Here is a 10662-nt window from a genome sequence, read left to right as displayed (position 1 = left end):
TTATCGGCCTGTAGGTCGGCTCGGCCTGGTAGGTCGGCTCGGCCTGGTAGGTCGGCTCGGCCTGGTAGGTCGGCTCGGCCTGGTAGGTCGGCTCGGCCTGGTAGGTCGGCTCGGCCTGTAGGTCGGCTTGGAGTCGCGTATCTCGGCTTCGGCGCGGCCGAGCGATGGCGTGGGCAGCTTTGTTGTCATGTTTGCCGTGACCGCATGTGCGCGAGGCAACTTAAGCCACTTGTCTTGGCCTCGGCCGCCGCGACGACGCCCGTGTGCCCCCGGCCGAAGCGGGTGCTGCCCTCGGGGGTCGAGGCACATTGATGATCCGCTTCAGATGGTGAATGTCGATCTTTTGGCGGCGGACCGAGCTCCAAAAGTGTCGTACGTATGTTCGATTATGGTTGCTGTGATGGCGGACGTGGAGCAGCTCAGTGAGGACGTGGCGAAACTCGCCGCGTGCTTGTTGTGGCCGCTTGCTGACGATGAGCTGACCGCGTCACTGAAGGCGGCGCATCGTCTGGAGCAGTGCGCCGCGGCGTTGCAGGCGCGGCTGGTACAGCAGGCCGTCACTGGCGGTCTGCCCGCCGCGCAGGGCCACCGCACCACCGCAGGTTGGCTGCGCAGCTTGCTGTTGCTAGATCCGCAACCGGCCCGCGAGCTGGCCGCGCAGGCCGCCGCACTGAGCCGGCACCCCGCGGTGGAACAGGCGGTGCTCGAAGGCCACCTCAACCTCCGCCAGTCCACCGCGATCGCCGAAACCCTCGACGCCCTCCCCAGCGACCTGGCCCCCCACAACTACGGCGACGCCCACCACGACGACGATGCGCACGCCCACCTCGGCGGCGATGCCCGCGCCCACCACGACGGCGATGCCCACCACGACGGCGATGCCCACCACGACGGCGACGCCCACCACGACGGCGACGCCGACGTCAGCAACGACTGCCGCAGAGCTTGCGGCCACGGCCATGGCGGCTGCAGCGGCCAGAGCAATGACCATGATTGCGGCCCCGGCGACCAGAGCGACGACAGCGACCATGGCGGCGACAGCGACCGTAGCGGCGACTGCTCTTACGGCCGAGGCGATGGCCATGATTGCCACCACGGTGGCGATGACCACGGCTGCCACGGCCACGGCTGCGACAGCCCTGAGCATGGTGGAGGCGACGGCCACGAGCAGGGTGGCGGCTGCAGCAACCACGGCGTTGGCCATGGCGGGGAGCTAAGTCCGAGCCATGTGTCGCGACTGGTTGAGCTGGCCCAGACCACGATGATCGGCATGGCCGAGCGGCTACCGGCCTACCAACTACGCCGAGTGGGCGAACGCATCCTGGCCCACGTCGCCCCGGAGCTGGCCGAACGAGCCGACGAAGCAGCCCTGGCCCGTCAGGAAGCCCGCGCCCACCGCCGTCGCAAGTTCACCTTGTCGCTGCCATCCGACGGCCTGGTCCGCGTCTCCGGCCTGCTCGGCACCGAAGACGCCGCCATCATGCACGCCGCCCTGCACCCGCTGTGCACCCCAATGCCGGGCGACGACCGCACCGCAGAGCACCGCCGCGCCGACGCCCTGATCGACATCTGCCGACTGGCCCTGCGCACCGGCGAGCTGCCCGCCGACGGCGGCGAACCACCCCAGCTGGCCGTCACCGTCGCCTACGACTTGCTCACCCGCATGCCGGTCACCGGCATCCCGTTCGTCAGCACCTCACGCACCGGCACTTCGAGCACCGGTACCTCACGCACCGGCACTTCGAGCACCGGTACCTCGCGCATCGGCACTTCGAGCACCGGTACCTCACGCACCGGCACTTCGAGCACCGGTACCTCGCGCATCGGCACTTCGAGCACCGGTACCTCGCGCATCGGCACTTCGAGCACCGGTACCTCGCGCATCGGCACTTCGAGCACCGGTACCTCGCGCATCGGCACTTCGAGCACCGGTACCTCGAATGGCGGCGCGTCGGGCATCGAAACTGTGGGCAGCGGCCTCCCGGGCATCGGCAGTTCGAGCACTGGCACTTCGCATGCTGGCGCCGCGGGCACCAGGAGTTCGGGCAGCGGCCTCCCGCACATCGGCACTTCGAACGCCGGCGCCCCGCACACCGAGTTTCTGGGCAACGGCCTCACGCACACCGAGACTTCGGGCAGCTGCACCCCGCACACCGTCACTATGGGCAACGGCGTCCAGGGCCATGGGACGCCGACCCCCGGAACCCTGGGGATCGGCACCACCGACAGTGGGCTGCGCCTGTCGGCCGCCACGATGCGTCGGCTCGCCTGTGACGCTCGAGTCCTGCCGTTCGTTTTAGGCGGGGCCGGGCAAATCCTCGACACAGGGCGTGCCCGCCGACTAGCCACCGGCCCGCTGCGCCGCGCCCTGCACGTGCGCGACCGGGGCTGCGCTTTCCCCGACTGTGATCGGCCGCCGCGCTGGACCGACGCCCATCACCTCACCGCCTGGAGCAACGGTGGTCCCACCAGCCTGGACAACCTGGTGCTGCTCTGCCGACATCACCATCGCCTCGTCCACCACCCGGGTGGCGGCTGGCAGATCCGCCTCGGTCCCGACCAGTGCCCGGACTTCTACCCGCCCCCGACCGTCGACCCACTGCGACGACCGCGGCGCAACCTCTACCACCGACGCCAATAGCTGCCTACCGCCGAACGAGTAGCCCCCGGATCATCCGGCTTAGGACCAACGCCTGAGCCGAGTCCGTGCCCTCCCTGAGCTCACGTCGAGATCCACAAAGTCAGTTACCCGACCAACGCCCCAGAGCCAAGAGACGTCCGGTTCCGCCGTCCCGTGCGGGCACGCAAACGCTTCCCGAATAACCAGACGTGGCCGAAATGTACCCACCCGGCGATCATGATCCCCGACCCGACCCGGCTGGACCCGACTCAATGGACCGGACTGAACCCGACCCGATTGGACTCAACTGGACCCGACCCAACTGAACCCGACCCGACCCGACCGACCGACCGGACCGGACCGGACCCGACCGGACCGGACCGGACCCGACTGGACCGGACCCGATCCGACTGGACCGGACCCGACGGAACCGACCGAACCGGACTCGACCGACAGACCTGATTCGACCGACGACCGGACCGACGGACCCGGCGGGCCGGATCGGGCTGACGGGCCGGATCGGGCTGACGGACTGGATCGGGCTGACGGGCCGGACCCGACCCTCGGTTGGCGCCGGGTTGCCGGGGGCCGGTTGGTGGATCAGGCGAGGGCGGCCAGGGCTGCGTGGCGGCCGTTGCGCCAGAGGAGGCCGGCCTCGTGGAAGCCAGCGGCTCGGCAAGCGGCTGCGTGCCAGGTGGTGTCGCCGGCGAAGTTCGCGGGTGGGCGGTGGCGGAAGACGTCGGCGCGGGCGGCCATGAGTGGGGGGAAGGCTTGGGCTGCTTCGCCCCACCATTGGGTCCAGGCTAGTTCGGCGGCGGCTTCGCCGGGGGCCGGGTTGAGGGCCTCTGTGATGGTGGGGAGGTTGTCGTCGGGGATCAGGTCGGCCACTACCAGCAGGCCGCCGGGGGACATGGCCTGGCGGCAGTGGCGGTACAGGGCCCGGATGCTCTCCGGTCGTAGGTAGTGGACGGTCATGACGGCGGTGACGAGGTCGTAGCCGGTGCCGGCGGCTTCGGTCCAACCGGGCTCGCCCAGGTCGGCGTCCAGAACTGTCACGGACGGGGGGACGCCGTCGCGGGCCAGGGTCAGGAGCACCGGGTCGATGTCGATCAGGGTCACGCGGGTGCCGGGCCAGCGCTCGGCCATGCGGGCGGCCACCACGCCGGGGCCGCCGCCCAGGTCGAGGACTCGGGTGGGCGGGCGGCCCAGAACGGTCTCGGCTGTGGTGCCGATGGAGGCCTCCAGGCTGTCCAGCCCGGGGACGAAGCCGGCCATCACCTCATCCCAGGCTGTGCGCCAGCGGGCGTGGTCGAGGGCGGTCGACGGCATCTGCCCATCCTTCAGAGGGAGCGGAAACGACAACCATTTCTAACAGGCGAAGTGGTCGGCTGTCGCGGCGACCCCACGAATCCAGCGCGGACCGCGTCTCCGGGGCTGGCCGGTTTGGTCGGGCGAGTCGTAGACGGACACGGTCTATCGGGTGCGGATGGCGTCGCCGGAACTGGCCGGTTTGGTCGGCGAGTTGTTGACGGGCGCGGTCGATCGGGTGCGGGTGGCGTCGCTGGGGGCTGGTTGGTTTGTTGGGCTGGTTGTCCACGTGCGCGGTCAGTCGAGTGCGGACAGTGTGGCCAGGAGTCGGTCGATTTCGTTGGCGGAGTTGTAGGCGTGGACGCTCACCCGTACGGACTCGGTCTTCTCGCCTTCGGGGGCCTGGCAGTGGCCGTCGGCTCGGACGAGCAGGTTGTCGGACGCCAGGATGAAGCCCAGGTCGTTGGAGCTGATGTCTCGGTGGCGGAACGTCACGATGCCCTGGCGGCGCTGCACCGGGGAGTCGGCCGTCAGGCTGGTCCGGCAGCCGAGCACCTCGTAGCTGGGCAGGCCGGCCAGCCCGGTGGTGAGGCGGGTCGCCAGGGACACCGCGTGGGTGGCGATCCGGTCCAGCCCGACGGACGAGAGCCAGTCCATCGCGGCTGCCAGACTCACGATCCCGGCGGTGTTCGGCGACCCGCTCCACCCGGCGGGGGTGAACGCGGGTCCACGTCGGTTGCGGGCCCAGACTGCGCCGATCCCGGGCAGCGCCATCGCTTTGTGGCCTGAGAAGACCACGAAGTCCACGTCGAGATCGCGTACGGAGATCGGCAGGTGGCCGAAGCTCTGCGCCGCGTCCAGGCAGATCGGGATGTCCGGGCCGGCCGCGGCGCGCAGCCGGTGCACGTTCATGTCGTTGCCGTAGACGTGATGCACGTGGGTGGCGGCGATCAGCCGGGTGCGGGGGCCGACGGGCAGGCGCGCCGCGTCGTAGTCGTGCGCCGAGTCGTACGGCAGGGCGCGCACGACGACCCGGGTGCCCTGGCGCTGTAGCAGCTCGACCGCGTCCAGCCAGGGTACGACGTTCGCGTTGTGGTCGGCGAACGGCACGATGATCTCGTCGCCGTCGCGCAGCACCTGAGGCAGCCAGTCGAGCGCTACCGTCCGCAGGCCCTCGGTCGTGCCGCTGACGAAGTGCACGCCGGACGTCGCCGGTGACGGGTCGTCCAGGAACCGGCGGATCTGGTCGCGCGTGTCGGAGATGCGCGTGGTGGTGCGGTTGGCCCACGGATAGGTGCCGCGTGCGGCATTGGCGTTCTCGCTGGTCAGATAGTCGGTCACCGCGTCGAGGACGGCCTGTGGCTTCTGGGCGGTCGCGGCGCTGTCGAGGTAGGCGACGCCGGGGTTGCGCACCAGCTGGGGGAACTGCGAGCGGACGTCCAAGTCGAGGGCCGGGTCGAGGGCCGGGTCGAGGTCGAGGGTCATCAGTCACGTACCAGCCGCGCGCCGGCGTCGCGCCAGGCGATGATGCCGCCGGCCAGCGACCGGACCGACGGGTGGCCCATCCGGGTGAGCAGAGCCGCGTAGCGGGCCGACTTCTCGCCGACCGGGCAGACCAGCAGCACGGGCCGGCGGCGGCTGAACGGCAGTCCACCGTGGAGCGTCTCGGCGAACAGCTCGTCGACGATGTTGATCGAACCGTCGATGTGCAGGGCCTGGAACGCGTACGGGCTGCGCAGGTCGACGACGAGGCCGGGCCACCGCTGGGCCTCCTCGATCTCGACCGTGGGGGCCGCGGCGATGTCGTCCTCGGTCAGGTCGCGCGGGTCGTTGCGCCGGGGCGGACGGCCGAACAGCGCGGGCCGCCGCTCGCGCAGATATGACAGGTAGCTCTCCATCCGGTCGCAGACGATGAAGACGGCGGTGCGGCGTTCGGTCAGGTCGGCGTCGATCGCGCGCAGGTGACGGACCGCGCCCTGGAACGCGCCGCCGCCGGTGGGGCCGGCCGGCGTACCGCATCGGCGCACCAGGGTGAGCAGGCCGTCGATGGCCTCGTCGGCGGTGATCGTCTCGATGGCGTCGTAGACGCCGGGCTCGAACAGCCCGACCTCGTGCACCTCGTCGATGGTGCGGATGCCGGGGATGAAGTCGCTCTTGGCGGCGACCAGGCCGATGACGCGTACGTCGGGGTCGTGCTGGCGCAGCGCCCGGGCCACACCGGTCGACGACCCGGCGGTGCCGACGCAGGCCACGAAGTAGTCGGGCGCCCGGCCGTCCAGGTCCTTGATGATCTCGGGACCGGTGCCGTGCAGATGGGCCTCGACGTTGCGCTCGTTGAAGTACTGGTCGGTGTGCACATAGCCGCTGCCGTTGCTGGTCAGCGTGCGGTGCATGCGCGACAGCGGGTCCTCGGTGTCGCTCGGGTCGAGACACTCGGCCTGACCGGGCAGCTCGTCGATCTCGGCGCCGAGCAGCAGCAGAAGGTCCTTGACCTCGGGCACCTTCATCCGGTTGGTGACGCTCTTGAAGCGCAGCCCGTGCATACCGGCGATCATCGCGAGCGCCTTGGCCGTGTTGCCGCTGGAGAGCTCGACCACCGTGTCGCCGCGCTCGACGGCGCCGGCCAGCAGCGGGCGGATCATCTGCAACGCGGCCCGGTCCTTGAGCGAGCCGAACGGGTTGAGCAGCTCCATCTTGGCGTAGAGGTCGATGTTGCGCAGGCCGTGCACCGCCGGGTCGATGCGGACCAGCGGGGTGTTGCCGACGGCCTCGGTCATGTCGTCGAATCTCATGCTGCCTCCGTGCGCTCGGGGACGGGCCAGTACTGCTCGTCGAGGCACCAGCTCCAGGCGTCCCCCCGCCGGAAGAGGGCGACCTTGCGGCCGATGGGCTGACGCAGCGCATGAGTGGCGCTGAAGTCCATGAAGTAGCCGGCCGTGTTGACGAAGGCCAGCAGGTCGCCGGGCCGGGGCCGGACGGGCAGGACCACCTTGCGCCGGGTGATCAGATCGGATTCCAGGCACAGGTTGCCCAGCAGGAAGACCTCCGCCGGCCCGGCAATGCCGGCGGAGTCCCCCGGGATGATGACCGGATCCATCAACACCCCGTGCTCTTCGAGGCTCACATCCCTCGCGTTGAGGTCGAGCCGTACGAGAGTGTCGGCCCCTTCCCGCACCTCGAGCACGCGGGCGAGCACGAGACCGCACTGGTCGAGCAGCGCCCGGCCCGGTTCGATGTCGAGGTCGCCCATGCTGTCGAGCAGCAGCGTGCCGAGCGGCCGGCGCTGCTCGGGCGCCGTGGTCGAGAGCAGCTGGTCGAGGTAGGCCGGACCCGAGACCGGCCGGTGCGCGGGGTAGAGGCCGAGCGTTCCGCGCAGGGTCCCCGCCTCGTTGCGCAGCCCGTAGCCGTGCCCGTTCCAGGTGAGCGGCGGCCGCCGCCCGAGCACCGACTGGGCCAGCTCGGACGTGTACCGGTCCCACTGCTCACCGTCGGCCAGGTAGTTCACGCCGAACCCGCCGCCGATGTCGATCGACCAGGCCGGCACGTCACGGCGCCGGCACTCGTCCAGCGCGGCCAGGCAGCCCTCCAGCGCGACGGCCTTCTCGGGCAGGCCGATCGTGTCCAGGTGGTAGGCCACGCCGACGAGTTCGAGCTGGTCGGCGTGCTTGTCCACCCGGTCGAGCGCCTCGGACAGCATGTCGAAGGGCACCCCGAAGCGGCTGCGCCGGCTGACCAGCCGGACGCCGCGCGAGGCGAACTCGGCCAGCCGCACCAGGACGCGTACGCGGGGAAGCCGGCGGGCGGCGACCAGGCCGGCCAGCTCACTCAGCTCGTCCAGGGAGTCCGCGTTCACGGTGATCCCGCTGCGCGCGGCCAGCCAGAGGAACTCGCGGCTCTTCGGGCCGGTCGCCATGATCCGCCGGGGTTCGAACCCGGCGCCGAGCGCGTGCTGCAATTCGGCGAGCGAGGCGACATCGACACCGGCGTCCGTGGCGGCGAGGTGGCGCAGCAACGCCGCGGAACGGTTGGCCTTGTGCGCGAAATAGATGTGACCGCGCAGCCGGTGCCGCCGGTAGACCGCCCGGAAAGCCTCCACATTGGCGTCGAGCGCTTCCGGTACCACGATGTTGAGGGGGGACCCGAGGCCGTCGGCGAGCTGTCGCAGCAGTGCGCTCGCGTCGAGAACCGATTGGGTGATCGGCTCTATTCTGGGGGTGAGCAGGAGTGGCGGTGAGGCAGGCACAGGACGACTCCCCGGATGGCCGTTTGAGCAGGTCAGTGCGGCAGGGTCGACAAGCCCGGATCTCATCTTCGAGATGCGTTTCCTCAACGTAACCGATGGCCGGACGACCCGCCAGAGGGAATCGATTCATTCAACGTTCCGGCCGCCGGGAAAAAGCATGTCAATAGTTTGTCGTTGATTCAGCACCCTTCCGGATGGCCGTTCAATTGTGCATATGTGCATTCATTCACGAATACCTGAGCCGGTCGTCGGCATCGGTTCACATGGATGTCGCTTGCTCGCCGCGCGCGCCGCCGAGGCTGGCCGGACAACGAAGGGAGACAGTCCATGAAGGGCACAGCCCTCCTCGCGGCCGGCATCCTGGCGAGCACGCTCGTCGCGCCCGGCCCGGCCGTCGCCGGCGGCAAGCCGTTCGACCTGCAGGCCCACCGCGGTGGCCTCGGGCTGACGGTCGAGAACACGCTCGCCGCGTTCGGCACGGCGCTCGAGCTGGGGGTCAGCACCCTCGAGCTGGACGTGCAGATCACCGAGGACGGCCAGGCGGTGGTCACCCACGACCGCCGGGTGTCGGGCGCGAAATGCGCGGACACTGCACCGGTCACGACCGGTGACCCGGAGTTCCCGTACGTCGGCAAGTACGTCAACACGCTGACCGTGGCGCAGGTCCGCACGCTCGACTGCGGGTCGCGGACGCTGCCCGACAAGCCCGGCCAGGTCGCCGTGCCGGGCGCGCGGATGCCGCTCCTGCGCGACGTGTTCGGTCTGGTCAAGCGCTACCGCGCGCACGGTGTGAAGCTCAACGTGGAAACCAAGGTCGAGGCCGGCGCGCCCACCGAGACGGCGCCGCGCGAGCAGTTCGTGCGGGTGACCGCGGCCGAGATCCGCCGGGCCGGGCTGCTGCGCCAGGTCACGATCCAGAGCTTCGACTGGGGCGCGCTCCGGCGGATGCGCCAGGTCGAGCCGCGGCTGCCGCTGGTCGCCCTGACCAACTACGACTTCCTGCAGGTCGGACTGCCGGGCGCGTCGCCGTGGCTGGGCGGCCTCGACATCGACGACTTCGGCGGAGACCCGATCCGGGCCATCCGTACGGTCGGCGCCTCGACGTTCTCGCCGGTGCACGGCTTCCCGCAGAACGGCACGGTCACCGACCCCGGTTACCAGCCCTACCTCACCCGCGAGATGGTCAGGCACGCGCACGCGTACGGGATCAAGGTCGTGCCCTGGACGGTGGACGACGTGCCGACGATGACCAAACTGCTCGACGACGGTGTGGACGGTCTGATCACCGACTACCCCGACCGCCTGCGCACCCTGCTGGCCGCCCGCGGCTACAAGCTGCCGAAGGCGTACCGGATCCGCTGAGCGCCCGGCCTCCGGCGTGATGATCTTTCACGTACGCTGTGCCGGCCGCGCCGTGATCATGCCGAGCGCGAGGAACCGGGAGTACCCCATGCAAAAGGTCCGTGCCGCTCTCACTGTCCTGGCCGTCGCGGCGTCGGCCGTCGTCGTGGTGGGAGCCGGTCCCGCCGCGGCCGACGACGAGCCGGCTCTCGAGGCGCCGACGATCTCGCTGGTCGCTCCGGCCACCCTCCCGCGGAACACCTCGACCAAGATCCTGGGCACGATCACCGCCACGCGGCCGGTGCCGGCCGGAACACTGCTCGCCGTGACCCGTACCGATCCGGAGTCGCCCGCCGGCGTTGCCCTACGCCCGTCCACGGTCGACGCCAAGGGCGCGTTCTTCATCGCCGACACGATGGTGTCCGGTGGCGACCTGGTGTACCGGGTGTCGTATGCCGGGAGCGACGTCCTCGCCCCGGCCACCGCGACGGCGACGATCAAGGTCCCGCTGACGCCGGTGCGCCTGAGCATCGAGGCGAACCCGACGACGACTCCGTACAACTCGGGGGTGTCCGTCACGGCCCGTCTCAGCAACGTCGCCTACCCGGGCGGGGTCATCGAGATCCATGCCGACCCGTACGGTCCCGAACCGGCCCGACGGATCACCCTGCGGACCGGGCAGTCGAGCGTTCAGGTGCGGGCGGTTCACAGTCTCAGCCTGACCGCCAAGTTCCTCGGTACGACCCGGTTTGCCCCCACCTCGGCCAAGACCGTCGTGCAGACCCGGGTCGCGGTCTCGACGGTCAGCACCAGGCAGTACAAGACCGCCAACCTCGGCACGGTGTCCTACGCGCACTTCCGCAAGACCGTGCACCCGTACTTCACCACCACGATGACGCCGTATCCCCACCGCAAGCAGCGGCTGCAGTTCCAGGTCCACTCCGGCGGCGCGTGGAAGCCCTGGAAGAACGTCGACCTGCCGCTCAACACCGTGGGCAAGTCGTACTACACGCTGACCGGCAGCCACTCGACCGGTGTGTTCTACCGCGTCCGGGCCGCCTACCTGCCCGGCACCTCGGGCGACAGCGTCAACTACACGACGTACGCCCCGTACAAGTACTTCACGTTCACCAAGTGAGGCCTGGGCGGG

Annotated in this window: 7 protein-coding genes; 3 read left to right on the top strand and 4 right to left on the bottom strand. The window is 70.1% G+C overall.

The window, feature by feature from the left end; all coding sequences use genetic code 11:
- Positions 1-400: 400 nt before the first annotated feature.
- Positions 401-2641 carry a DUF222 domain-containing protein gene (locus HJC40_RS46585; RefSeq protein ID WP_374271381.1) on the top strand — a complete coding sequence of 747 codons (2241 nt, stop codon included), beginning with the start codon at positions 401-403 and terminating at the stop codon, positions 2639-2641.
- Positions 2642-3220: 579 nt separating this feature from the next.
- Here the strand turns inward: HJC40_RS46585 and HJC40_RS08880 are convergent.
- From HJC40_RS08880 to HJC40_RS08865, 4 genes are all read right to left on the bottom strand, one after another.
- Complete coding sequence (locus tag HJC40_RS08880; RefSeq protein ID WP_250000156.1) at positions 3221-3949, bottom strand: trans-aconitate 2-methyltransferase; 729 nt, start codon at positions 3947-3949, stop codon at positions 3221-3223.
- Positions 3950-4225: 276 nt separating this feature from the next.
- Positions 4226-5413 carry an aminotransferase class V-fold PLP-dependent enzyme gene (locus HJC40_RS08875; protein WP_250000154.1) on the bottom strand — a complete coding sequence of 396 codons (1188 nt, stop codon included), beginning with the start codon at positions 5411-5413 and terminating at the stop codon, positions 4226-4228.
- The gene (locus tag HJC40_RS08870) at positions 5413-6720 is read right to left on the bottom strand and encodes a pyridoxal-phosphate dependent enzyme (protein ID WP_250000152.1); all 1308 of its coding nucleotides are present in this window, start codon (positions 6718-6720) and stop codon (positions 5413-5415) included. Before HJC40_RS08870 ends, HJC40_RS08875 begins: the two co-directional genes overlap by 1 nt.
- Positions 6717-8171, bottom strand: coding sequence for a Y4yA family PLP-dependent enzyme (locus HJC40_RS08865; protein ID WP_250000149.1), 1455 nt, complete (start codon positions 8169-8171; stop codon positions 6717-6719). Before HJC40_RS08865 ends, HJC40_RS08870 begins: the two co-directional genes overlap by 4 nt.
- A 327-nt stretch (positions 8172-8498) precedes the next feature.
- Here HJC40_RS08865 and HJC40_RS08860 point away from each other — a divergent pair, with 327 nt between their 5' ends.
- Both HJC40_RS08860 and HJC40_RS08855 read left to right on the top strand, forming a co-directional pair.
- Entirely contained in the window at positions 8499-9533 is a 1035-nt protein-coding gene (locus HJC40_RS08860; RefSeq protein ID WP_250000147.1) for a glycerophosphodiester phosphodiesterase family protein, read from the top strand.
- Between the two features lie 88 nt (positions 9534-9621).
- Positions 9622-10650, top strand: a complete 1029-nt coding sequence (locus tag HJC40_RS08855; protein WP_250000144.1) for a hypothetical protein — start codon at positions 9622-9624, stop codon at positions 10648-10650.
- Positions 10651-10662: the final 12 nt, after the last annotated feature.

This window comes from Actinoplanes sp. M2I2 (assembly GCF_023544445.1).
GTDB lineage: Bacteria > Actinomycetota > Actinomycetes > Mycobacteriales > Micromonosporaceae > Actinoplanes.
Note: the sequence above shows the minus strand (reverse complement) of the source record. Positions and strands in the feature narration are given on the sequence as shown.

Coding starts and splice junctions, on each gene's coding strand:
- HJC40_RS08870 (WP_250000152.1), bottom strand. CDS start 6,720: ATGAGATTCGACGACATGACCGAGGCCGTCGGCAACACCCCGCTGGTC.
- HJC40_RS08880 (WP_250000156.1), bottom strand. CDS start 3,949: ATGCCGTCGACCGCCCTCGACCACGCCCGCTGGCGCACAGCCTGGGAT.
- HJC40_RS08855 (WP_250000144.1), top strand. CDS start 9,622: ATGCAAAAGGTCCGTGCCGCTCTCACTGTCCTGGCCGTCGCGGCGTCG.
- HJC40_RS08860 (WP_250000147.1), top strand. CDS start 8,499: ATGAAGGGCACAGCCCTCCTCGCGGCCGGCATCCTGGCGAGCACGCTC.
- HJC40_RS08875 (WP_250000154.1), bottom strand. CDS start 5,413: ATGACCCTCGACCTCGACCCGGCCCTCGACCCGGCCCTCGACTTGGAC.
- HJC40_RS46585 (WP_374271381.1), top strand. CDS start 401: ATGGCGGACGTGGAGCAGCTCAGTGAGGACGTGGCGAAACTCGCCGCG.